The following is a 24,481-nucleotide window of genomic DNA, read 5'->3' as shown; positions in this document are numbered from 1 at the left end:
AATAACGATTTTTTAAGAAAACACCAGGGGGAGGAGGACAAGGAACCATTACACATGCAGACTGTGTAACTAAAACCGATCATATTGATGAAACCGTTGTTATCAGGCTGTTTTTGTTGGTTGTTTTTTAATCGATCAAACGCCGTTCCGTGTCGCCGTGGGTGGAAAGATTCCTTTTGAGCGGACTTTGGTTTATTCTCGGCTGAAGCGTTTCAGTCAACATTACGGTCAACGCCAAGGCGGGGACATTACTGAACCATAATGCATTATGATGGTTTAATTGCGACATAGGATTCACATCTGAAGCGCGCGCTGCATTACTCTATGAGGCTGGCTTGAACACCGCAAATCAGGGAGAAGCATGACAATACGCATTGCGATAAACGGCTTTGGTCGCATTGGCCGCAGCGTTTTACGCGCGCTTTATGAATCAGGACGCCGGGCCGAGATCAGCGTCGTCGCGATCAACGAACTGGCTGACGCAGAAGGAATGGCACATTTGCTGAAGTACGACACCAGCCACGGGCGATTCGCGTGGGATGTCAGGCAAGAGTGCGACATGCTGTACGTTGGGGATGACACTATCCGTTTGTTGCATTTACCGGATGTGAAACAGCTTCCCTGGCGCGAGTTGAGTGTGGATATTGTACTGGATTGCAGTGGTGTTTATGGCAGCAGGGAAGATGGCGAAGCCCACCGCGCGTCGGGTGCCAAGAAAGTGCTGTTTTCTCACCCGGGTGGGCACGATTTGGATGCCACGGTGGTCTATGGCGTCAATCATCAGGCGCTGCGCAAAGAAGACCATATTGTCTCGAACGCCTCCTGTACCACCAACTGTATTATCCCAATTATCAAGCTGCTGGACGATGCTTACGGCATCGAGTCTGGCACGGTAACTACCATCCACTCTTCAATGAACGATCAGCCGGTTATTGATGCCTATCATTCTGATTTACGTCGTACCAGAGCGGCCAGTCAGTCGATAATTCCCGTCGATACCAAGCTGTCAGCGGGCATCACCCGCATATTTCCCAAGTTCTGCGACCGCTTCGAGGCTATCTCGGTACGGGTTCCCACAGTCAACGTCACTGCCATTGATTTGAGTGTGTTTGTCAGCGCCAACGTGCGGGTTGACGAGGTCAACCAGCTACTGCAAAAGGCCGCAAATGGCACATTTCGTGGTATAGTTGATTACACGGAGCTACCATTAGTCTCGATAGATTTTAACCATGATCCCCACAGCGCCATCGTCGATGGTACGCAAACCAGGGTGAGTGGACAGCACCTGATAAAAACGTTGGTCTGGTGTGACAACGAATGGGGCTTTGCCAATCGGATGTTGGATACAACACTGGCAATGGCCGCAAGTGGTTTCTAGTACGGCAGGTCAACGTGGTGTTGACGTGTCGCTCAAGCAACTTTAAAGAGAATTAACGAGAGGGTTCACCATGTCTGTAATTAAGATGTCCGATCTGGATCTGGCTGGCAAACGCGTGTTGATCCGTTCAGATCTGAACGTGCCGGTTAAAGAGGGTAAAGTGACTTCAGATGCACGTATCCGTGCGTCGCTGCCGACCATTGAAGCTGCGCTGAAGCAAGGTGCGCGCGTTATGGTTACCTCGCATCTGGGTCGCCCAACTGAAGGCGAATACAACGAAGAGTTTTCTCTGCTGCCAGTCGTTAACTACCTGAAAGAAAAATTGTCTTCTCCGGTACGTCTGGCTAAAGACTATCTGGACGGCGTTGACGTGGCAGAAGGTGAGCTGGTTGTTCTGGAAAACGTCCGTTTCAACAAGGGCGAAAAGAAAGACGACGAAACCCTGTCCAAAAAATATGCTGCCCTGTGTGACGTTTATGTCATGGACGCATTTGGTACTGCTCACCGCGCCCAGGCATCCACGCATGGCGTAGGCAAATTTGCACCGGTAGCCTGTGCGGGTCCGCTGCTGTCTGCTGAACTGGAAGCGTTGGGTAAAGCGCTGGGTAATCCGGCTCGCCCAATGGTTGCCATCGTGGGTGGTTCCAAGGTTTCTACCAAACTGACCGTGCTGGATTCCTTGTCCAAGATCGCTGACCAGCTGATCGTTGGTGGTGGTATTGCCAACACCTTCGTGGCGGCTCAAGGCCACAACGTCGGTAAATCCCTGTACGAAGCCGATCTGGTTGATACCGCGAAAAAACTGCTGGAAACCTGCGACATCCCGGTTCCTACCGATGTGCGCGTCGCGACCGAGTTCTCTGAAACCGCAACGGCGACCCTGAAATCCGTTAACGATATCAAAGACGAAGAGCAAATCCTCGACCTGGGCGACGAGTCCGCTGAGCGCCTGGCCGAAATTCTGAAAAACGCCAAAACCATTCTGTGGAATGGCCCGGTAGGCGTGTTTGAGTTCCCTAATTTCCGTAAAGGAACTGAAATTGTGGCTAAAGCCATTGCAGACAGCGAAGCGTTTTCAATCGCTGGCGGTGGTGACACCCTGGCAGCAATCGATCTGTTCGGTATTGCTGACAAAATTTCCTATATCTCCACCGGTGGCGGCGCATTCCTCGAGTTCGTGGAAGGCAAACAACTGCCAGCTGTTGTGATGCTGGAAGAGCGTGCTAAGCAGTAATTAATCTGACCGGGTGGCAAAAGCCGCCTGGTCATTCTATTCCTCGCGGGTGGCCGATGTAATGAACCCGAGCGAAATAGTAAATTGATTCAATCCATCTATGGCCGACGAAACAGGACAACGAAATATGTCTAAAATTTTTGATTTCGTAAAACCGGGTGTCATCACTGGCGATGACGTTCAGAAAGTATTCGCAATAGCAAAAGAGAACAACTTTGCTCTGCCAGCCGTTAACTGCGTGGGTACCGACTCCATCAACGCCGTGCTGGAAACCGCTGCTAAAGTGAAAGCACCGGTAATTGTTCAGTTCTCTAACGGTGGTGCTGCTTTCATCGCCGGTAAAGGTCTGAAAACTGACATACCTCAGGGCGCGGCTATCCTGGGTGCAATCTCTGGCGCGCATCACGTGCATCAGATGGCAGAACACTATGGCGTGCCAGTTATTCTGCACACCGACCACTGCGCGAAGAAACTGCTGCCGTGGATCGACGGCCTGTTGGACGCGGGTGAAAAACACTTTGCCGAGACCGGCAAACCTCTGTTCTCTTCCCACATGATCGACTTGTCTGAAGAGACACTGGAAGAAAACATCGAGATTTGCGGTAAGTATTTGGCTCGTATGGCTAAAATCAATATGACCCTGGAAATCGAACTGGGTTGTACTGGTGGTGAAGAAGATGGCGTAGATAACAGCCATATGGACAGCTCCGCGCTGTACACCCAGCCAGAAGACGTTGATTACGCTTACACCAAACTGAATGCAATCAGCCCACGTTTCACCATCGCTGCTTCCTTCGGTAACGTTCATGGCGTGTACAAGCCAGGCAACGTGCAACTGACGCCAAAAATCCTGCACAACTCTCAAGAGTACGTGTGCAAGAAACACAACCTGCCGCACAATGCGCTGGACTTCGTGTTCCACGGCGGTTCTGGTTCAACGGCTGCCGAGATCAAAGAAGCAGTCAGCTACGGTGTAATCAAAATGAACATCGATACCGATACTCAGTGGGCAAACTGGGAAGGTATCCTGAACTACTACAAAAAGAACGAAGGCTATCTGCAAGGCCAACTGGGTAACCCGGAAGGCGCAGACAAACCGAACAAGAAATACTACGATCCGCGCGTCTGGCTGCGTGCAGCCCAGAGCTCAATGATCACCCGTCTGGAACTGGCTTTCAAAGAACTGAACGCGGTTGACGTTCTGTAATCTCTGTTATCTTGCTCCATACAGAAAGGCTCCTTCGGGGGCCTTTTATCATTATGAATAACAAGGTTTTTCCTCTCTGTCTTTACAATCAGGATTGGCAGGAAAACGGATTGTTGCTTACCCTTAGTGCTGTGGCGTTGGTTGCCAGCACCTGGGCTGGTGGTTTTTGGGTATTCACTCCCGCTGGGAGTTTTTGATTTAGGACGGTTTGAATGGAAGATCTCAACGTAGTCGAGAGTATTAACAATGCTGGCACCTGGCTGGTACGAAATCAGGCACTGTTGATTAGCTATGCAGTAAATATCGTTGCTGCCGTGGTCATTCTGATTATCGGGATGATCATTGCGGGCTTTGTCTCGCGTGCCGTGCATAAATTGATGCGCAGCCGGGGTATAGACCTCACCGTTGCCGACTTCCTCGCGGCTATCGTCCGTTACGGTATCATCGCTTTTACGGTTATCGCGGCGCTCGGGCGCATTGGCGTACAGACTGCGTCCGTTATCGCGGTAATGGGTGCCGCCGGTTTGGCGATTGGTTTGGCACTGCAAGGTTCTCTGGCCAACTTTGCAGCCGGAGTCCTGTTGGTGGTGTTCCGTCCATTCCGTGCGGGCGAGTATGTAGATTTGGGTGGCGTTGCCGGTACCGTGGTTGAAGTGCAGATTTTCTCCACGACATTGCGTACCCTCGATGACAAAATCATCGTTGTGCCCAATGGTAAAGTCATCGCCAATAACATTATCAATACTTCCCGTGAGCCGAATCGCCGTACCGAAATCATCGTTGGCGTGGCGTATGACGCAGACATTGATGTGGTCAAGAAAGTATTGGGTGACATCATTGCGGCCGACAAACGTATCATGCACGACAAAGAGGTGACGGTTCGCCTGAACGAGATGACAGCCTCTACGCTAAACTTCGTGGTACGTGTCTGGAGTACCAATGCCGATGCCCAGGATATCTACTGGGATCTGTTGGAAAACTTCAAGCGCGCGCTGGACGAGCATAAAATGAATATTCCTTACCCACAGATGGATATTCATTTACACCGAGTTGCGCAAGAAGTGGCTGCCGATGAAGATGCGAATCCGCCGTTGGCGCGGGCACCCGACACTAACGCGTAAATTCGCTTTTTTCGAACCAGGCGCCTGCGGGCGCTTTTTTGTTGCCGTGAATATAAGCTTTACTGATGGTCGATTAGATTTATCCATTTCCGCTAATGAAAATCTCACCGTAAAATATCTGCCATCGAGACCATTTTCTCAGACACCCTCTTTATTCGTTTTAAGGAAGTAAACAGCATGCTATCGGTCTATTTGCAGGGCTTTGCGTTGAGTGCGGCAATGATATTACCTCTGGGCCCGCAAAATGCTTTTGTGATGAATCAGGGTATCCGCCGTCAGTATCATTTGATGATCGCCTCGTTGTGCGCCTTGAGCGACATTTTACTCATCTGCGCCGGGGTGTTCGGTGGCAGTGCGTTATTAAGCCAGTCACCGCTTTTGCTCTCGCTGGTAACATGGGGCGGCGTTGCATTCCTGCTGTGGTATGGCTGGGGCGCGTTCAGAACGGCATTCAGCAAGAATCTGGAACTGGCAACCGCCGAAGTGATGAAGCAAAGCCGCTGGCGGTTGGTCGTGACCATGCTGGCTGTCACCTGGCTGAATCCGCACGTTTATCTGGATACTTTCGTCGTGCTCGGCAGTTTGGGTGGGCAATTCAATGCAGATGCGCGTTCCTGGTTTGCGCTGGGGGCGGTGAGTGCATCCGTCGTGTGGTTCTTTGGTTTGGCTCTGTTGGCTGCCTGGCTGGCACCGTGGCTCAATACGCCGAAGGCGCAGCGTATTATCAACGTGGTAGTCGGTAGTGTGATGTGGTGCATTGCCATCCAGTTAGCGCGCCAAAGTGCGCAACTCTAAGAATTTGTCACTAATCTTAAATGCATTGCCCATTCATTATGCTAGGTTTGTACTTTGGGTCTACGTTTTAGTAAATGCATGTCTAAAGGAGGCACTGTGAAGCTGAAAGCATTGGCTATAGCCGCGATGTTAGGATTAGGGACGTTACCTGTGGCACTCAACGCGGCGGAGTTACCAGAAGGGCCGCATGTGGTGACATCAGGAACCGCCAGTGTCGATGCGACACCGGACATTGCGACTCTGGCAATTGAAGTGAATATCTCTGCGAAGGACGCAGCCACTGCCAAAAAGCAGGCGGATGAGAAAGTTGCCGAATATTTTGCCTTTCTGCAAAAGAACGGAATTGAGAAAAAAGATATCAATGCCGCCAACTTGCGTACACAACCGGAATACAACTACCTGAAAGATGGCGGTACTGAGCTGAAAGGCTATCGCGCATCCCGTCAGGTTCAGGTTACGCTGCGCCAATTGGATAAACTTAACGACCTGCTGGATGGTGCGTTGAAATCCGGCCTGAATGAGATCCGTGCCGTTGAGTTAGGGGTTGCCAACCCGGAAACCTATCGTGAGCAGGCGCGTCAGAAAGCCATCGATAACGCAACTGCGCAGGCTGATGCCCTGGCAAAAGGGTTCAAAACCACGCTCGGCCCGGTTTACAGCATCCGTTACCACGTGGCGAACTATCAGCCTATGCCAGTAGCGCGCATGTACAAATCGGCGGAAGCCCCCGCGCAGAGCGACGCTGCCCAGACCTACGAGCAGCAGTCGATCCATTTCGACGATCAGGTTGATGTGGTATTTGAACTGAAGCGTGGCGCAACAAACTGATATTACTCTACATCTTGGCGTAATACCTGACGCCCGTGCTCCAGCAGGGCGTCAGTGACTTTCCTCATCATTCTGCTTTCCGGTGCAAAACGGTGCCAAAAGAGCATACGACGCTGGAACAGCCCCGGCGTTAAATCAATCAGTTCCCCGCTTCCTAACTCTTTCTCAATCTGCAAATGCGGGATCATGCAGCATGTTGTCCCTTGTCGCGCCAATTGCACGAAGGCTTCCGACGAGTTCACGATATGGCAGGGCACGCTTCCCGGTGAGAGATCGAAGTTCTGTTGCAGGAATGCCTGGTGCATATCATCCAGGTGATCGAAGGCAACGGCGGGTGCTTTCAGTAGGGCACTTCGCGTCACGCCATTGGGAAAGTAGCGATCGGCAAAGGGCTTCGATGCGACAAACAGATAGTCCAGCGCGCCGAGCTGATCGACCAGACAACTTGGCAGTGGCTGCGGCTGAATACTGACCGCGCCGACCACTTCGCCACGACGCAGGCGTTCCTGCGTGCGGGTTTCATCTTCCACCTGCAGATTCAGGCGGATTGGCGAATCTGCCAATACCGGTTTCAAGGCGGGCAGCAGCCAGGTGGCCAGACTGTCGGCGTTGACCGCCAGCGACAGTAACAACGGTGTATCGATGCCGGTATCATTTCCCAACCACTCTTCTTCCAGCAATTCAACCTGATGCAACAGCGCCAATAACTTCTGCCCTTGCTCGGTCGGGCGGGGCGGCACGGTGCGGACCAGCAGAGGCTGACCGAACAGATTTTCCAACTGTTTGATGCGTTGAGATACCGCCGATTGAGTGATACAAAGTTTCTGTGCCGCGCGCTCAAAGCCGCGTTCACGGATCACCGCGTCCAGCGCTTGCAGCGTTCGGTAGTCTGGGCGTTTCATCGGAGCCATATCCCCTGAATTTTATGAATAAAAATACTATGCCACAATTTTGACTTATTTAGGTGGCTAAATTCCGTCCTGATAAATCACGGCTACATCAATAAGTGTGATCCTTAACGGTGGTTAACGCGCAATTTCATCGACCCTTGCTCTATAATACGCACACGTTTTCGTAGCAAGGGCAGTGAACTTATCATGACGCAGGAAGAACTGAAAAAAGCGGTGGGCTGGGAAGCATTGAAATATGTGAAACCGGGAACCATCGTGGGTGTTGGCACTGGATCGACAGCGGCCCATTTCATTGACGCACTCGGGTCGATGAAAGATCAGATTGAGGGCGCAGTATCCAGTTCTGATGCCTCAACGGCCAAGCTGAAGAGCCTCGGTATCCATGTGTTCGACAGCAATGAGGTTGATGTTCTGGACATCTATGTCGATGGTGCAGATGAAATCAACGAACATATGCAGATGATCAAAGGCGGTGGTGCTGCCCTGACGCGTGAAAAGATCATTGCGGCGATTGCCCGTAAATTCATCTGTATTGTTGATGCCTCCAAGCAGGTTGACGTTCTGGGTAAATTCCCGCTGCCTGTCGAAGTCATTCCTATGGCTCGTTCCTACGTAGCCCGTGAATTGGTTAAACTGGGTGGTCTGCCAGAGTATCGTCAGGGTGTGGTAACGGATAACGGAAACGTCATTCTTGATGTGCACAACCTGACCATTCTCGATGCTGTCGCGTTGGAAAATAAGATCAATGGCATTGCTGGTGTGGTGACTGTGGGCCTGTTTGCCAACCGTGGAGCCGATGTTGCGTTGGTCGGAACGGCTGACGGCGTGAAAACGATCGAGCTTAAATAAGCAGGTGATCTGCCTTGAGGACGGGATCTACGGCGGTTGTTACACGCCGTGGGTTCTGTGGCGCTTGAATTGTTATTTGTCTGTGATGCGATCGCGGTCATAGTACAAACTTATGTCTGTGATAATTTTCGTCCTAAAACATCTTTTATTTTAGAGGCCAAATTTAGTGACATATGTCACATTTGCCAGCTTCTCTCCTCTAAGATGCTGCCTGAATTCTTTACGGCAGGATTATTCGCCAGAATATGTTGCCATCGCTGAGCCTTCTGCTGGTGGCTAGGCAATCGTTTGTATTGCCGACTTTCATATTTTTGTTATGTTGGCTATGAGCTGTTGTGTAACAGCCGCTTCTGAAGTCTGAAAATAGGGTCGGGGACATGTCAAAAGTATCACTGGAGAAAGACAGAATTAAGTTTCTGTTAGTGGAAGGGGTTCACCAAAGCACGGTTGATAATCTGCGTGCTGCCGGATATAGCAATATTGAATATCACAAGGGTGCGTTAGACACCGAATCACTGAAAGCATCTATCCGTGATGCGCATTTCGTCGGTATCCGATCGCGTACCAATTTGACCGAAGAAGTTTTTGCTGCCGCAGAAAAATTAGTCGCGGTAGGGTGTTTCTGTATCGGCACCAACCAGGTTGATCTTGACGCTGCAACCAAACGTGGCGTTCCGGTGTTCAATGCACCGTTCTCCAACACCCGCTCAGTCGCCGAAATGGTGCTGGGGGAAATGTTGTTGATGATGCGCGGTATCCCGTCAGCCAACGCCAAAGCGCATCGCGGTGTATGGCACAAACTGGCGGTGGGTTCTTACGAAGCGCGCGGTAAACGTCTTGGCATCATTGGCTACGGCCACATCGGTATGCAATTGGGGATTCTGGCTGAAGGGCTGGGCATGCATGTTTATTTCTATGATATCGAGAATAAACTGCCGCTCGGCAATGCAACCCAGGTTAGGCATATGTCCGAATTGCTGAACATGAGTGATGTCGTGACGCTGCACGTGCCAGAAACGCGCTCCACGCAGAACATGATCGGTGAAGATGAACTGACACTGATGAAGCCGGGTGCATTCCTGATCAACGCCTCGCGCGGAACCGTGGTCGATATTCCTGCGCTGTGCAATGCGTTGGCCAGCGACCATCTGTCGGGTGCGGCGATTGACGTATTCCCCGATGAACCAGCCACCAACAGCGATCCGTTCAATTCCCCACTGTGTGAATTCGACAACGTGCTCCTGACGCCGCATATCGGCGGTTCAACTCAGGAAGCACAAGAAAACATTGGTGCTGAAGTGGCGGGTAAACTGGCGAAGTATTCTGACAATGGCTCAACGCTGTCTGCTGTTAACTTCCCGGAAGTCTCGTTGCCAGCACATGGTGAGAACACCAGTCGTCTGCTGCACATCCATGAAAATCGTCCTGGCATTCTGACCAGCATTAACCAGATTTTTGCTGAGCAGGGCATTAACATCGCGGCCCAGTACCTGCAAACCAGCGCGAAAATTGGTTATGTGGTTATTGATGTCGAGACTGACAATGCAATGACGGAAACCGCGTTGCAGTTGATGAAGAAGATCCCAGGGACGATCCGCGCGCGTCTCTTATACTGAGTGTGCGTTGACTATCCCAAATGAAAACGGGCATTTCGGTGCCCGTTTTTCTTGTGCCAGCCGTTAATAAAAATATCTCGTCTGCGTTCGGATGATCACCACACCCACGTTCGTTCCGGTGTAATGATCTCCGGTAACGACACATCCCACTCCTGCGCCGGAATACACTCCACTTGCTGAACGTCATGCGCCAATCCAATCGGATAGGGGCCGCGCTCCTGCCAATGCTGCAACGTGCGGTCATAAAAACCACCGCCCATACCCAAACGTTGCCCTGTGCTGTCGAAGGCGACCAGGGGCGTCAGAATGATATCCAACTGATTGATGGGCAGAATGTGTCTTACATCGAGAGTCGGTTCAAGAATCTTCAGGCGATTGGTTTTCAGTGTCGTGCTGGGCTGATAATCGAGAAACAGTAAATGACCCGCTGAAAAGGGATGCAATATCGGCAAAACAACCCGTTTACCGTCGCGCCAGAGCTGTTCAATCACCGGACGCGTGGGTAACTCGCCATCAAAGGAGAGAAAAGCCGCCACGGAATGGGCGCTCTGGATGCGGGGATGCTTAGCGACACGCCGTGCAACCTGATGTGCGGCAAACAATTGTTGATCGGGCGTGAGTGCGCGACGCAATGAACGGACTTCAGTGCGGAGATGCTGTCTTAACAGCGCGATTTCAGGGAAGGAACTATTTTTTGACATACGATACGGGAGTACCGGGCTGATACCTGACTCCTTGATTAAAGAAGGGTATCAGAAAAAGTAGGGAATCTCCGAGATGCCGCCGCAGGCTGTAACCCTTGAACCCTTGGTTCAAGGTGAACGTAGTGTCGCAACTTTAAGGCTTCTCGGACGGACCGAGCATGCTCACCGGTTACGGATCACCACATTCTTGTGGTATGAAATATCGGCTCAGGGGACTGGCCCGCTGACGAACACCTCAGAGAAATTTTTTACTCATTGTCGATACTACACTACCAACAACTTAAGTTATTCGAATTGTGCATCCTGACGTTCAGAAATGCGACCTTGTTCAAGCAACGCTTGTTCTATGGTCTGTTGCAACATCCGTATGCGTTGTTCCATATTGGCTGCATAATCACGAGTTTTCAAGCGTTCTTGTGCCAGTTCGTGACAAACATTTAAAGCAGCGATGAAAACGAGTTGTTCTGTATTTGTGACTCTAGTGCGAACTTTAAGATCTTGCAACCGCTGATTAAGATCCTCTGCTGCCATGTTCAACGCATCTTGTTGCTCTGGCGGGCAATTGACTCTTAACGAGCGGCCAAAAATTTGAATATCTACCGGTTGTGCAGACATGCCACCTTCCTGCCTAATTTTCGCGCCAGTTCTGCGAACCCTGGCCTGAGGCTCTGGGTTCCGGAAACGGGCGCCACTATATATACCTCAATACCAAGATACAACCCCTTTAAATCAGGATGATGCTCGACAGTACAGTCTGTAATCTACTGCGCCAGCGATCGATATCAACCGTTAACGGGGTGTTCGCTTATCTGGTATAGCGACTGACCTTGGTGGTAGCATAACACGAACTTATCCTGCCAACGATGACGAATGCGCATGTCTATACAGAATACCTTTCCTACCTATGATTCAGTGAATCAAGTTCTCAAGCAGCAGTCTGTCGCCTTAACGGCTGCGGAGATGCATGGATTAATCAGCGGTCTGCTCTGTGGCGGCAATAAAGACGGCAGTTGGCTGACGCTGGTGCACGACCTGACAAATGAGGGGCTGGCCTTTTCGCAAACCCTTAGCCAGCCTTTGGGTCAGTTACATGAAGTTACGTTTGGATCGCTGGAAGACGAGGATTTTGAATTCCGCTTGCTGCTGCCGGACGATGATACCAGCGTATTTGAACGTGCCGATGCACTTTCAGGCTGGGTCAATCACTTCCTGTTGGGGCTGGGAATGATGCAACCCAATTTGTCGAAGGTGAAAGATGAAGCCGGGGAAGCGATCGATGATTTGCGTAACATCGCACAATTAGGTTACGACGAAGAAGAAGATCAGGAAGAGCTCGCACAATCTTTGGAAGAAGTCATTGAATACGTTCGCGTCGCGGCTATTCTGTGCCATACCGAATTTACCCGGCAAAAACCAACGGCCCCGGAAGTGCGCAAGCCGACGCTGCATTGATGCAATCAGGATCCAGGAGAAGGTGATGACTCAGCAAGAATTTCAGAATCGCCGTCAGGCATTGTTGGCGAAAATGGCTCCGGCCAGTGCGGCGATTATATTTGCTGCACCGGAGGCGACGCGCAGTGCTGACAGCGAGTACCCTTATCGCCAGAACAGCGATTTCTGGTATCTGACCGGTTTCAATGAGCCGGAAGCTGTACTTATTCTGATTAAGAGTGATGCCACCCATAATCACAGCGTATTGTTTAACCGCGTGCGGGATTTGACGGCAGAAATCTGGTTTGGCCGCCGCCTGGGTCAGGATGCAGCACCTGCCAAATTGAATGTTGATCGTGCGCTGCCATTTGGTGAAATCAACGATCAACTGCACTTGCTGTTGAACGGACTGGACGTGGTATATCACGCGCAGGGCAACTACGAGTATGCCGATAAAATTGTCTTCGGTGCACTGGAGAAGCTGCGCAACGGGTCACGACAGAGCCTTCGTGCGCCCGCGACTTTGACCGACTGGCGTCCATGGCTGCATGATATGCGGATGTTCAAGTCGGCGGAAGAAATAGCCGTTATGCGTCGTGCAGGCGAAATCAGCGCGTTGGCCCATACCAGGGCGATGGAGAAATGCCGGCCAGGGATGTTTGAATATCATCTCGAAGGTGAAATTCTTCATGAGTTTACCCGACATGGCGCGCGCTATCCCTCCTACAACACCATTGTAGGGAGCGGTGAAAATGGCTGCATTTTGCATTACACCGAAAATGAGTGTGAGTTGCGTGATGGTGATCTGGTGTTGATCGATGCAGGTTGTGAATACAAAGGCTATGCAGGCGACATCACCCGCACGTTCCCCGTCAGCGGCAAGTTTTCCCCCGCGCAGCGGGCGATTTACGACATTGTGCTGGCCTCGGAATACAAAGCGCTGGAAGTCTTTAAACCGGGTCGCAGTATCCGTGACGCGACCGAAGCCGCTGTACGGGTGATGATTACCGGGCTGGTGGAACTGGGTGTAATGCAAGGTGATGTCGATGAGTTGTATGCCGGACAAAAGCATCGTCAGTTCTTTATGCACAGTCTCTCACATTGGTTGGGGCTGGATGTCCATGACGTAGGCGATTATGGTTCGCCAGATCGTGGCCGCACGCTGGAGCCTGGCATGGTATTGACCGTTGAGCCGGGCCTGTATATTGCGCCGGACGCGGATGTACCTGAAGAATACCGCGGGATTGGTATCCGCATTGAAGACGATATTTTGATCACCGAAGATGGAATAGAGATCCTCACTTCTGGCGTGGTCAAAGAGGCGGATGAAATTGAAGCCCTGATGGCGGCGGCACGGTAATCCTATGAATGTAATTATTGTTGGTGGCGGCATGGCCGGTGCGACGTTGGCGCTGGCGATTTCCACGTTAACGGCCGGGCGGATTGGGGTTGACCTGATCGAAGCGTCATTGCCGGACAACCAGCAGCATCCGGGGTTTGACGCCCGGGCGATCGCGCTGGCGCAGGGCACCTGCCAGCAACTGGCGCGCATCGGTATCTGGAAGGCGTTACAAAGCTGTGCGACGCCGATCACCCACGTACACGTCAGCGACTCCGGCCATGCCGGATTCGTCAATCTGGATGCGCAGGATTATCACGTCGATGCCTTGGGCAACGTAGTGGAGCTGCATGAAACCGGAAAGCGACTGTTTGCCCTGTTGAAAAAAGCGCCGGGCGTGAGGTTGCATTGTCCGGCCAAGGTAACGGATGTTATCCGGCAAAAAGACAGCGCCAGCGTGGTTCTGGATAATGGGCAGACCCTGACGGCGCAGTTGCTGGTGGCTGCCGATGGCTCGCAATCTGCCTTGGCTCAGGCCTGCAATATCCAGTCGCAGCAACAGGATTACGCGCAAATCGCGGTCATCGCCAACATCACCACGTCAGAACTCCCCAATGGTCGTGCTTTCGAACGTTTCACCCGCCATGGTCCTTTGGCCTTGCTGCCAATGTCTGGGGGGCGCAGTTCTCTGGTGTGGTGTCATGCGCGCGAGGATCAGCAGAAAGTCGATGGCTGGAGCGAAGAAGAATTCCTGCGGGCATTGCAGCTGGCATTCGGCTGGCGACTTGGGCGGCTCCTGAAAACCGGTCGTCGCATCAGTTATCCGTTACAATTGCGTACGGCAAACAGCCATATCAGCCATCGCCTGGCACTGGTTGGCAATGCGGCGCAGACGCTGCATCCAATCGCCGGGCAAGGATTCAATCTGGGATTGAGAGATGTCATGACGCTGGCTGAAACGCTGGCCGAGGCAGTGAAAAATCATCAGGATCCTGGCTCATACCGCGTGCTAAGCGACTATCAGCGCCGTCGCCTGCCGGATCAAAAGGCAACCGTGGGCGTTACGGATGGTCTGATTCATCTGTTTGCCAACCGTTACGGCCCGTTGATGGTGGGGCGTAACCTGGGTCTGATGGCGATGGAAATGAACCCGGCGCTGCGCGATGCCTTTGCGCGCCGCACCTTGGGGTGGGTAGAACGTTAATCGTTGCTATCATCCTCCTCAACTGACAGGAAACAGAGCAGAATATGCAATCATTTGATGTGGTTATTGCCGGTGGTGGTATGGTCGGTCTTGCGCTGGCCTGTAGTTTACAGGGGATGGGCTTGCGCATTGCCGTGCTTGAACACCAGGAGCCCGATGCCTCTGCGCTGGGTGAATGCCCTGAATTACGCGTTTCCGCGATTAATGCAGCGAGTGAGCGACTGCTGCAGCACATCGGCGTGTGGGACGATATTCTCGCCCGCCGCGCGAGTGCGTATCAGGGAATGGAAGTGTGGGATCGCGACAGCTTCGGTAAAATCGCCTTTCGCGCCGATGAGTACGGGTTCAGTCATCTCGGCCACATCATTGAAAACAAAGTTATTCAGCAGGCGCTATGGCAGCGTGCCAGTCAACTTCCTGACATCACATTGATGGCACCGGTGACCCTGAAAGATGTGGCCTGGGGTGAGAATGAAGCGTTTGTTACGCTGGAGGATGGACGCATGCTGACCGCCCGTCTGATGGTCGGTGCTGATGGCGCGCAGTCTTGGCTGCGTCAGCACGCCGATATTCCGTTGACCTTCTGGGACTACGGCCACTCTGCGCTGGTGGCGACCATACGAACGGAAAAACCCCATGATTCTGTTGCTCGTCAGGTTTTTCACGGCGATGGCATTCTCGCTTTCCTGCCGTTCAGCGATCCGCACCTCAGCTCGATAGTGTGGTCTTTACCGCCCGATGAGGCACAGCGTCTGGCTGGGCTGGGCAACGACGATTTCAATAAAGCGCTGGCGATGGCGTTTGATCTGCGATTGGGCGTATGCGAAGTCGAGAGCCACAGGCAGACTTTCCCACTGGTAGGTCGCTATGCGCGCAGTTTTGCCGCCCAGCGCCTGGTGTTGGTAGGTGACGCCGCGCATACCGTGCATCCGCTGGCGGGTCAGGGGGTAAATCTTGGGTTTATGGATGCTGCTGAATTGGCGTCAGAATTGAAGAGGTTACAGCGGCAAGGCAAAGATATTGGTCAATATCTCTACTTGCGCCGCTATGAGCGCCGCCGTAAACACGGTGCCGCAGTTATGCTGGCCGGAATGCAGGGCTTTCGCGATCTGTTCGAGGGGAACAATCCAGCGAAAAAGCTGCTGCGTGATATAGGGCTAACGCTGGCGGATAACCTGCCCGGCGTAAAACCGACGTTGGTGCGCCAGGCGATGGGTTTGAACGATTTGCCAGAATGGCTCAGTTAGTCGGCTTCGATTGAAATAATCTAATTTCAGCCTGTTTTTTGCATTATATTTTCTAATCCAAGGCCGAATTCCATAAATCCCTTATGGTATAAAATTCGGCCTTTCCGTTATATAACATCAAATAATTGCCCCTGCCTTTGCTGATTTTGCGCCACAGACCCGGTTTTGTCAGTGGAAAATTCTGCATAATCATTTTCTGACTCGCTGCTTCCCCGACATTGACCTGATATTTTAACTTATGGTTAACGAAGGAATTCAGTGATAACGTTCAGTCATAAGCTATCGTTTGCGTCGCCCTGATTTACGGCTATTTCCAACTGGTTTGCTGCCGTTTCCAATCGGTTTGATGCAACGTTTTGATGCAACGTTCTGTTGAGAAAGTCAGCGTGCCCCACGCGATGAAACTGAACACTCTCGCGCTACAGCACCCTGTATTCAGAATTGATGAAGAGGGAAAAGATGGCAAAGCAGACCCCGCTGTACGACCAACATGTGGCGTGTGGTGCACGCATGGTAGATTTCCATGGCTGGATGATGCCGCTGCATTATGGCTCCCAGATCGATGAGCACCATATCGTGCGTCAGGATGCTGGCATGTTTGATGTGTCGCACATGACCATTGTCGATTTGCGCGGTTCGCGTACCCGTGAATTCCTCCGTTACCTACTGGCAAACGACGTTGCCAAATTGACCCAACCAGGCAAAGCGCTGTACAGCGGAATGCTGAATGCATCCGGTGGGGTTATTGACGATCTCATTGTTTATTTCCTGACAGAAGATTACTTCCGTTTGGTGGTGAATTCCTCTACGCGTGAAAAAGATCTGGCCTGGATTACTGCACATGCCGAACCTTTCCTGATTGATATTACCGTGCGCGACGATCTGGCCTTGGTTGCCGTGCAAGGCCCCAATGCCAAACAGAAAGCCGGGTCGCTATTCACTGCCGAGCAGAAGCAGGCAGTTGAAGGCATGAAACCCTTTTTTGGTGTGCAAACGGGGGAGTTCTTCATTGCCACAACGGGTTATACCGGTGAGGCAGGTTACGAAATTGCGTTGCCAAAAGAGCAGGTGGAAGATTTCTGGAAGAAACTGCTGGCGGCAGGCGTCAAGCCTGCCGGTCTGGGTGCCCGCGACACGCTGCGCCTTGAGGCCGGTATGAATCTCTATGGTCAGGAAATGGATGAAGGGGTCTCTCCGCTGGCAGCGAATATGGGCTGGACCATCGCCTGGCAACCACAAGACCGTAATTTCATTGGCCGTGAAGCGCTGGAAAAACAGCGTGAGCAGGGTACAGAACAGTTGGTCGGCTTGATCATGACCGAAAAAGGCGTATTACGTAATGAACTGCCGGTGCATTTTACTGATGCAGCGGGTAATACCCATCAGGGGGTGATCACCAGCGGTTCGTTCTCCCCAACGTTGGGTTTCAGCATCGCGCTGGCCCGAGTGCCTGCCGGTATTGGTGAGCAGGCGATCGTTCAAATCCGTAACCGTGAAATGCCGGTTCGGGTTACCAAACCTGGTTTTGTCCGTGCCGGGAAACCGGTGGTGCAATAATTTATTTACCCAATAAACGTCAAGTTGCAGGGAGGTAACCAACATCCCAGCAGCTTGAAGGAATTCGGATATAAAATCTTCTGAGGAGAAGGTGGCGATGAGCAATGTACCAACAGAATTGAAATATGCGACATCTCACGAGTGGGTTCGCGCAGAAGGCAATGGGATTTACAGCGTCGGCATTACCGAGCATGCGCAAGAACTGCTGGGAGATATGGTGTTTGTCGATTTGCCTGAAGTCGGTCGTGAAGTGTCTGCCGGTGAAGATTGTGCCGTCGCTGAGTCGGTAAAAGCGGCCTCCGACATCTATGCACCTATCAGCGGCGAAATTGTTGCGGTAAACGCTGAGCTGGAGAGCTCACCTGAACTGGTCAACAGCGAACCTTACGCTGCGGGCTGGTTATTCCAGATTAAAGCCTCTGACGAGGCGGATCTGGACAGCCTGCTGGATGCAGACGGCTATCAGGCCACGCTGGAAGACTAATATTTACGCCCCCGACCGCGTGTCGCGGGGCGCATTATCTCCTTGCCAGTAATCAGTCCCGACCCCCTTGTTTGATTCAGGAATGTGTAGCAATGACCCAGACTCTCAGCCAACTTGAACACAGCGAAGCGTTTATCGGACGTCATATTGGCCCTTCGGCTGAACAACAGCAGCAGATGCTGGACACCGTGGGCGCGAGCTCGTTAAACGCGCTTATCCAGCAGATAGTCCCGGCCGATATCCAGTTGCCAGGGCCACCCGCCGTGGGCGACGCCGTCACCGAACATCAGGCCCTGACTGAATTGAAGGCCATCGCCAGCCAGAACCAGCGCTATAAAACCTATATCGGTATGGGTTACAGCGCGGTGCTGACTCCGCCGGTTATTCTGCGCAACATGCTGGAGAATCCGGGTTGGTACACGGCTTACACACCTTATCAACCTGAAGTTTCCCAGGGGCGTCTGGAGTCATTACTTAATTTCCAACAGCTTACCCTCGATTTGACTGGGCTGGACCTGGCTTCGGCATCTTTGCTTGATGAAGCCACCGCTGCCGCTGAGTCGATGGCGCTGGCAAAACGCGCCAGCAAGCTGAAAAACGCCAATCGCTTCTTTGTGGCCGATGATGTACATCCGCAAACGCTGGATGTCGTGCGCACCCGTGCAGAAACCTTTGGCTTCGATGTGATCGTCGACAAAGCAGAAAAAGTGCTTGAGCTGGAAGGTGTATTTGGTGTGCTGCTGCAACAGGTGGGAACCACTGGCGAAGTTCACGACTACACGGTGCTGTTGGCCGAACTGAAGAGCCGCAAGATTATTACCAGCGTTGCGGCAGATATTATGGCTTTGGTGCTGCTGACTGCACCGGGCAAACAGGGTGCCGACGTCGTTTTTGGTTCTGCGCAACGCTTTGGTGTGCCTATGGGTTACGGTGGTCCGCATGCGGCTTTCTTTGCCTGTCGGGACGAATTCAAGCGCTCTATGCCAGGCCGCATTATTGGTGTTTCGCGTGATGCCGCCGGTAACACAGCGCTGCGTATGGCGATGCAGACCCGCGAGCAGCATATCCGTCGCGAAAAGGCCAACTCGAACATCTGTACTTCGCAAGTATTGCTGGCCAATATTGCCAGCCTGTATGCGGTTTACCATGGCCCACAAGGCTTGCAGCGCATTGCCCAACGCATCCATCGCCTGACTGATATTCTGGCCTGCGGACTGCGCAAAGGCGGTCTGAAACTGCGTCATCATACCTGGTTCGATACGCTGACCGTTGAGGTTAAAGACAAAGCCGCCGTGCTCGATCGGGCCCTGAGTTTTGGTATCAACCTGCGCAATGATATCCACGGCGCTGTCGGGATCACGTTGGATGAAGCGACGTCGCGTGAAGACGTGCAGGCATTGCTCGCTGTATTGCTGGGTGACGATCATGGGCTGGATATCGATCAATTGGATCGTGCCGTCAGCACCGACAGCGATTCGATTCCGATTGCCATGCTGCGCCAGGATCCGATCCTGACCCATCCGGTTTTCAACCGTTATCACAGTGAAACCGAGATGATGCGTTATATGCACCGTCTCGAGCGTAAAGATTTGGCACTGAATCAGGCCATGATCCCCCTTGGCTCTTGCACCATGAAACTTAACGCCGCTGCCGAGATGATCCCGATCACCTGGCCTGAGTTTGCAGAACTGCATCCGTTCTGCCCGACTGAGCAAGCCAGTGGTTATCAGCAGATGATCGGCCAGCTTTCCCAGTGGCTGGCACAACTGACGGGATACGACGCGATATGCATGCAGCCGAACTCCGGTGCGCAGGGCGAATATGCCGGACTGTTGGCGATTCGCCACTATCATGAAAGCCGCAACGAAGGCAGCCGCAACCTGTGTCTGATCCCAAGTTCTGCCCACGGCACCAACCCGGCCTCTGCCCAGATGGCCGGAATGGAAGTGGTGGTGGTCGCTTGTGATAAACAAGGCAACATCGATTTGAGCGATTTGCGCGAGAAAGCGGCGCAAGCGGGCGATCAACTCTCTTGCATCATGGTGACCTATCCATCGACCCATGGCGTATACGAAGAAACCATCCGCGAAGTCTGCCAGATCGTTCATCAGTACGGCGGTCAGGTCTATCTGGATGGCGCCAATATGAATGCGCAGGTCGGAATTACGACCCCGGGTTATATCGGCGCTGATGTGTCGCACCTTAATTTGCACAAGACGTTCTGTATTCCGCACGGCGGTGGTGGCCCAGGCATGGGACCGATTGGCGTGAAAGCCCATCTGGCCCCGTTTGTTCCCGGGCATAGCGTGGTCGCAATTGATGGTGTATTGACTACCAACGGTGCGGTATCGGCAGCGCCTTTCGGCAGCGCCTCAATTCTGCCAATCAGTTGGATGTATATCCGTATGATGGGTGCTGAAGGTCTGAAACAGGCCAGTCAGATGGCGATCCTGAATGCCAACTATATCGCTACTCGGCTGAAAGCGGCTTATCCTGTGCTGTATACGGGGCGTGATGGCCGGGTGGCGCATGAATGTATTCTCGATATCCGCCCGTTGAAAGAGCAGACCGGCATTAGCGAGATGGACATCGCCAAGCGCTTGATTGATTACGGTTTTCATGCTCCGACCATGTCATTCCCCGTCGCCGGGACGTTGATGGTGGAACCGACCGAATCGGAGGGCAAGGCCGAGCTGGATCGCTTTATCGATGCACTGTTGGCCATCCGCGCTGAGATTGATCGGGTGGCAAAAGGCGAGTGGCCGCTGGAAGATAACCCACTGGTGAATGCGCCGCATACTCAGGCTGAACTGGTCAATGACTGGCAGCACGCGTACAGCCGCGAATTGGCGGTATTCCCGGTTGAATCACTGCGCGACAACAAGTACTGGCCGAGCGTGAAACGTCTGGACGATGTCTACGGCGATCGCAATCTGTTCTGTTCTTGTGTTCCGGTGAGTGATTACGAGTAACTTCATCTGCTAGTCGAAAAGATGGACTAGAATTCAAAAGGATACTGCTTACGGGCCGTATCCTTTTTTAATGCCGGAAGGAAAGACGATGAATAACGTGGTGTTGATTACCGGAGCCAGCCGCGGAATTGGGCGCGCGACAGCGCTGTTGCTGGCTGAAAAGGGTTATCAGATAGGGGTGAACTACCTCAATGACAGCCGTGCTGCGCAAGAGGTTGTAAGCGAGATTACCCACCGCGGAGGCCGTGCGCTGGCATTACAGGCGGATGTTGCCGACGAGCAACAAGTGGTGGCGATGTTTGAACGTCTTGATGCGCAATTGGGTGTGCTGAGGGCGTTGGTGAATAATGCTGGCATTTTATTCCAGCAATCTACGATCGAACAACTGACCGCAGAACGGATCAACCGGGTATTGGCTACCAACGTTACGGGATACTTCCTTTGTTGCCGTGAGGCGGTCAAACGTATGGCGACGCGCCACGGTGGTCAGGGTGGGGCTATTGTCAATGTCTCCTCCGCCGCTGCCCGTTTGGGATCGGCGGGTGAATATGTCGATTATGCCGCCTCAAAAGGTGCGGTAGACACATTAACGACCGGACTCTCGCTGGAAGTCGCAGCACAGGGGATCCGGGTGAACGGCGTCCGCCCCGGCTTTATCTATACCGATATGCACGCCAGCGGTGGTGAACCTGGGCGCGTGGATCGCGTGAGTTCTGCTATTCCCATGCAGCGCGGTGGTCAGCCGCAGGAAGTGGCAGAAGCCATCGCCTGGCTACTCTCCGATGCCGCATCCTACGTCACCGGCAGCACGATTGATTTGGCTGGTGGGAAGTAAAAAACGTTATTGAATTTAAAATCCATGGCGCGCCAGCAGGAAACTGTGCGTTGGTGCAGAATTAGGATTGGCAGAAACGGCGGCGTCTGACTTGGCGTAGACGCCGCAGGAGAGGTGCTATTTCAGCCAGCCCTGCTGGTGGGCATAATCAAGGTGCTTGCGCAGGTGCTGCCAAAGTTCAGGATTCACATCGGCAATATTGGAATTGCGGGCAAGCACCTGTTCAAGACGAATACCGTTCTCCACCCAACTCTGTCCCTGATTGTGCAGATTCATGATCATCGGTAATGCACGATCGATAACCTGGGCAAAACGCGCTTCTGCGCTTTCCCCGGCCTCATATTCGTTCCACAGCGCCATGAATTGTTTACCTAGTGACTCAGGCAACATGCCAAAAAGCCGCTTGGCCGCTGCAAGTTCTATGTTATGAATCGCGTCCCGCGCAGCCAAATCGTAGACCATTACATCGCCAGCATCGATCTCAACAATGTCATGCAGCAGCGCCATCTGAATCACTTTCTGGATGTCGACACCTTTGGCTGCGTAAGGGGCAAGACTCATGGCCGCGATGGCAAAATGCCAACTGTGTTCGGCTGAATTTTCCTGACGCTGCGTACCCAGCACTTTGGTGCGACGCTGGACGCTTTTCAGCTTATCAATTTCCATCAGGAACTGGATGACATCGGTCATCGAACCGAAATCAAGGACAGGGGAAACTACAGACATAATTCAACCTCAGTCATGGCGGGGATTAAGCGATGTTCGCAACGATATTCGCAATACAGAACGCGCGGGTTCGTAATCAAGAACGTATGGCTGATTATTTCGCCGATAAGGCTCTGTTACAAGACCTCATGAAATATTTTTAGCTTACACGTGTACACTGGAATAATTCTCAGCTACTCTGCAAATGTCTACTTATAGACTATTCCTTACCCAAATAAGCAGGGTAAATATTGTGTTAAGGATTCAAACACTATGACTAATTTGTCAGACAAAGGTTATCCCTGGGCTGAAGAGATTGCTAACAGCATCAGTCATGGGATTGGGTTTGTGTTTGGCATTGTTGGATTGGTTCTGTTACTGATCCAGGCGGTGGATACTGGTGCGGGTGCAACGGCCATTACCAGTTACAGCCTGTATGGCGGCAGCATAATCCTGCTGTATCTGGCATCGACGCTGTATCACGCGATCCCTCACCAGAGAGCCAAATACTGGCTGAAGAAATTTGATCACTGCGCCATTTATATATTGATCGCCGGTACTTACACCCCTTTCCTGCTGGTAGGGCTGGATTCACCGCTGGCGAGAGGATTGATGATTGTCATCTGGAGCATGGCGCTGATCGGCGTGATCTTCAAACTGGCTTTCGCCCATCGCTTTGAAGCCCTGTCATTGATCACCTACCTGACCATGGGCTGGCTCTCGCTGATCGTGATTTATCAGTTGGCAATGAAGCTCTCAATAGGGGGAATCACGCTGCTCGCCGTAGGTGGGATTGTCTATACGCTGGGGGTGATTTTTTATGCCTCGAAGCGCATTCGCTTCGGTCATGCAATTTGGCACGCCTTTGTGTTGGGCGGGAGTGCCTGTCATTTTATGGCCGTCTACCTGTACGTATAAATACCCGTCACGGGGCGGAATTTCCGCCCCGACAAAGAACTACTTCTCTTCCGCCAGTGAATACGGTAGCGGCATAATTACCAGTTTACTCGCCGCGTCATCGCGGATACGCAGTACGCTGTCCGCGTCCAGATCGTTGTTCAGCACCGCCTGAACCCAAACGCTGCCGTCACTCAACTGGACTGAGGCCAGAACGGTACCGGTACGGCGCCAGTTCTCGCCCATCTGCAACTCCAGATCCTCTGCGGCAGTCGGTACCCGACTGGCATTGCCCGCCAGCCAATACAGGGCGCGCTTGTTGGCACCCCGATATTTGGCGCGCGCCACCATCTCCTGACCGGCATAGCAGCCTTTGCTGAAGCTGATGCCGCCCTCCAGTGCCTGCAAATTGGCGGCCTGGGGAATAAACTGCGCGCTGTTGGGGCTGTCGATGACCGGGAAACCCGCTTCGATATCCAACGCCAGCCACTGCTGACTGTCATTGTGCTGTGCCTGCTCGCCCAGCTTTTCAATCAATTGCTGTGCTTTCTCCGCAGTGGTGATCAGCAAATAGCGTTCTGCTGGCAGCGAAAAATGCAAAATAGTGGTGTCGTCCTGCTCAAAGACCGGGCTTTCAGCGGTGGGCAGCGTATCAAATACTCCAGAGAGCGCGGCGCCAGCCTGGAAACCCGCCACACCGAGCAATACGAGCCGATCGTCGGCAGTGAATGTTATCTTGGAGAACACGGCGTATTTTTTAATTTCAGCCAGTTGATTATCGCGAACGCTGCGTCTTTCGATATACGCCATCCCTTCGCCACGCGGGAACAGCCGCAGATTGCTCCACATTTTCCCTTTTGCGTCACAATGGGCACAGAGAACGTGGTGCATTGGCGCCATGCCATCAATGTCTGCGGTAACCTGTCCCTGCAGATATTTTACGGTGTCCGCACCCGTGGTCGTTACCAACGCCCAGTCTTCAAGGGAGATCAGCGTCAGGGGCAAACGTGAGGAAGCGGAGGGTTTCTGCGGTGGAAACGGAAATTTATACGCCATTATACGATCCTGCCAATGAGGGTGCCGTGAGCTTATGACACCCATGGTAAAAGAGGAATGTCGGTTTGCAAACAGTTATTCGTTATGAGCGGCAACGATAATCCTTGAGTA

General features: G+C 52.6%; 23 protein-coding genes and 1 other RNA gene. 18 read left to right on the top strand and 6 right to left on the bottom strand.

Annotated features, from left to right (window positions below):
* Positions 1-361: 361 nt before the first annotated feature.
* From epd to DRI82_RS14425, 7 genes are all read left to right on the top strand, one after another.
* Positions 362-1,378, top strand: coding sequence for an erythrose-4-phosphate dehydrogenase (gene epd / locus DRI82_RS14450; RefSeq protein WP_114194617.1), 1,017 nt, complete (start codon positions 362-364; stop codon positions 1,376-1,378).
* A gap of 70 nt (positions 1,379-1,448) precedes the next feature.
* A complete protein-coding gene (gene pgk / locus DRI82_RS14445; protein WP_114194616.1) occupies positions 1,449-2,612 on the top strand; it encodes a phosphoglycerate kinase in 1,164 nt (387 codons plus the stop codon).
* A gap of 127 nt (positions 2,613-2,739) precedes the next feature.
* Positions 2,740-3,819 carry a class II fructose-bisphosphate aldolase gene (gene fbaA, locus DRI82_RS14440; protein WP_114194615.1) on the top strand — a complete coding sequence of 360 codons (1,080 nt, stop codon included), beginning with the start codon at positions 2,740-2,742 and terminating at the stop codon, positions 3,817-3,819.
* Between the two features lie 53 nt (positions 3,820-3,872).
* Positions 3,873-4,016, top strand: coding sequence for a hypothetical protein (locus DRI82_RS23880; protein ID WP_157968077.1), 144 nt, complete (start codon positions 3,873-3,875; stop codon positions 4,014-4,016).
* A 15-nt stretch (positions 4,017-4,031) separates the two neighbouring features.
* Positions 4,032-4,940, top strand: coding sequence for a small-conductance mechanosensitive channel MscS (gene mscS, locus DRI82_RS14435; protein WP_114194614.1), 909 nt, complete (start codon positions 4,032-4,034; stop codon positions 4,938-4,940).
* 177 nt (positions 4,941-5,117) lie between these two features.
* The gene (argO, locus tag DRI82_RS14430) at positions 5,118-5,735 is read left to right on the top strand and encodes an arginine exporter ArgO (RefSeq protein ID WP_114194613.1); all 618 of its coding nucleotides are present in this window, start codon (positions 5,118-5,120) and stop codon (positions 5,733-5,735) included.
* A 96-nt stretch (positions 5,736-5,831) separates the two neighbouring features.
* On the top strand, positions 5,832-6,563 hold the full coding sequence (locus DRI82_RS14425; protein ID WP_114194612.1) for an oxidative stress defense protein: 732 nt from the start codon (positions 5,832-5,834) through the stop codon (positions 6,561-6,563).
* 2 nt (positions 6,564-6,565) lie between these two features.
* On the opposite strand, the gene DRI82_RS14420 is transcribed toward DRI82_RS14425, so the two are convergent.
* A complete protein-coding gene (locus DRI82_RS14420; RefSeq protein ID WP_114194611.1) occupies positions 6,566-7,465 on the bottom strand; it encodes a LysR family transcriptional regulator ArgP in 900 nt (299 codons plus the stop codon).
* A 195-nt stretch (positions 7,466-7,660) separates the two neighbouring features.
* On the opposite strand from DRI82_RS14420, the gene rpiA reads away from it, so the two are divergent.
* Both rpiA and serA read left to right on the top strand, forming a co-directional pair.
* Positions 7,661-8,323, top strand: a complete 663-nt coding sequence (rpiA, locus tag DRI82_RS14415; RefSeq protein ID WP_114194610.1) for a ribose-5-phosphate isomerase RpiA — start codon at positions 7,661-7,663, stop codon at positions 8,321-8,323.
* Positions 8,324-8,700: 377 nt separating this feature from the next.
* A complete protein-coding gene (gene serA, locus DRI82_RS14410; RefSeq protein WP_114194609.1) occupies positions 8,701-9,939 on the top strand; it encodes a phosphoglycerate dehydrogenase in 1,239 nt (412 codons plus the stop codon).
* 95 nt (positions 9,940-10,034) lie between these two features.
* On the opposite strand, the gene DRI82_RS14405 is transcribed toward serA, so the two are convergent.
* From DRI82_RS14405 to zapA, 3 genes are all read right to left on the bottom strand, one after another.
* Entirely contained in the window at positions 10,035-10,640 is a 606-nt protein-coding gene (locus tag DRI82_RS14405; protein ID WP_114194608.1) for a 5-formyltetrahydrofolate cyclo-ligase, read from the bottom strand.
* A gap of 64 nt (positions 10,641-10,704) precedes the next feature.
* A non-coding RNA gene (ssrS, locus tag DRI82_RS14400) (6S RNA) lies at positions 10,705-10,888 on the bottom strand.
* Between the two features lie 40 nt (positions 10,889-10,928).
* Complete coding sequence (gene zapA / locus DRI82_RS14395) at positions 10,929-11,258, bottom strand: cell division protein ZapA (RefSeq protein WP_021179791.1); 330 nt, start codon at positions 11,256-11,258, stop codon at positions 10,929-10,931.
* Positions 11,259-11,519: 261 nt separating this feature from the next.
* Here zapA and DRI82_RS14390 point away from each other — a divergent pair, with 261 nt between their 5' ends.
* The 8 genes from DRI82_RS14390 to DRI82_RS14355 all read left to right on the top strand — a co-directional run bounded on the left by DRI82_RS14390 (position 11,520) and on the right by DRI82_RS14355 (position 21,712).
* Complete coding sequence (locus DRI82_RS14390) at positions 11,520-12,095, top strand: YecA/YgfB family protein (protein WP_114194649.1); 576 nt, start codon at positions 11,520-11,522, stop codon at positions 12,093-12,095.
* Between the two features lie 25 nt (positions 12,096-12,120).
* On the top strand, positions 12,121-13,434 hold the full coding sequence (pepP, locus tag DRI82_RS14385) for a Xaa-Pro aminopeptidase (RefSeq protein WP_114194607.1): 1,314 nt from the start codon (positions 12,121-12,123) through the stop codon (positions 13,432-13,434).
* Between the two features lie 4 nt (positions 13,435-13,438).
* Positions 13,439-14,617 carry a 2-octaprenyl-6-methoxyphenyl hydroxylase gene (gene ubiH / locus DRI82_RS14380; RefSeq protein ID WP_114194606.1) on the top strand — a complete coding sequence of 393 codons (1,179 nt, stop codon included), beginning with the start codon at positions 13,439-13,441 and terminating at the stop codon, positions 14,615-14,617.
* A gap of 44 nt (positions 14,618-14,661) precedes the next feature.
* Entirely contained in the window at positions 14,662-15,864 is a 1,203-nt protein-coding gene (gene ubiI, locus DRI82_RS14375; protein ID WP_114194605.1) for an FAD-dependent 2-octaprenylphenol hydroxylase, read from the top strand.
* A gap of 459 nt (positions 15,865-16,323) precedes the next feature.
* Complete coding sequence (gene gcvT, locus DRI82_RS14370) at positions 16,324-17,421, top strand: glycine cleavage system aminomethyltransferase GcvT (RefSeq protein WP_114194604.1); 1,098 nt, start codon at positions 16,324-16,326, stop codon at positions 17,419-17,421.
* Between the two features lie 97 nt (positions 17,422-17,518).
* Complete coding sequence (gcvH, locus tag DRI82_RS14365) at positions 17,519-17,905, top strand: glycine cleavage system protein GcvH (protein ID WP_114194603.1); 387 nt, start codon at positions 17,519-17,521, stop codon at positions 17,903-17,905.
* Between the two features lie 92 nt (positions 17,906-17,997).
* Positions 17,998-20,877, top strand: coding sequence for an aminomethyl-transferring glycine dehydrogenase (gene gcvP / locus DRI82_RS14360; protein ID WP_114194602.1), 2,880 nt, complete (start codon positions 17,998-18,000; stop codon positions 20,875-20,877).
* An 88-nt stretch (positions 20,878-20,965) separates the two neighbouring features.
* Complete coding sequence (locus tag DRI82_RS14355; RefSeq protein WP_114194601.1) at positions 20,966-21,712, top strand: SDR family oxidoreductase; 747 nt, start codon at positions 20,966-20,968, stop codon at positions 21,710-21,712.
* A 117-nt stretch (positions 21,713-21,829) separates the two neighbouring features.
* Here DRI82_RS14355 and DRI82_RS14350 read toward each other — a convergent pair whose 3' ends face one another.
* Positions 21,830-22,438, bottom strand: a complete 609-nt coding sequence (locus DRI82_RS14350; protein ID WP_114194600.1) for an HD domain-containing protein — start codon at positions 22,436-22,438, stop codon at positions 21,830-21,832.
* 252 nt (positions 22,439-22,690) lie between these two features.
* Between DRI82_RS14350 and trhA the strand changes: the two genes are divergently transcribed.
* Entirely contained in the window at positions 22,691-23,335 is a 645-nt protein-coding gene (trhA, locus tag DRI82_RS14345; RefSeq protein ID WP_114194599.1) for a PAQR family membrane homeostasis protein TrhA, read from the top strand.
* A 39-nt stretch (positions 23,336-23,374) separates the two neighbouring features.
* On the opposite strand, the gene ygfZ is transcribed toward trhA, so the two are convergent.
* Positions 23,375-24,370, bottom strand: a complete 996-nt coding sequence (gene ygfZ / locus DRI82_RS14340; RefSeq protein WP_114194598.1) for a tRNA-modifying protein YgfZ — start codon at positions 24,368-24,370, stop codon at positions 23,375-23,377.
* Positions 24,371-24,481: the final 111 nt, after the last annotated feature.

It is taken from the genome of Edaphovirga cremea, assembly GCF_003332275.1.
GTDB classification, from domain to species: domain Bacteria; phylum Pseudomonadota; class Gammaproteobacteria; order Enterobacterales; family Enterobacteriaceae; genus Edaphovirga; species Edaphovirga cremea.
Note: the sequence above shows the minus strand (reverse complement) of the source record. Positions and strands in the feature narration are given on the sequence as shown.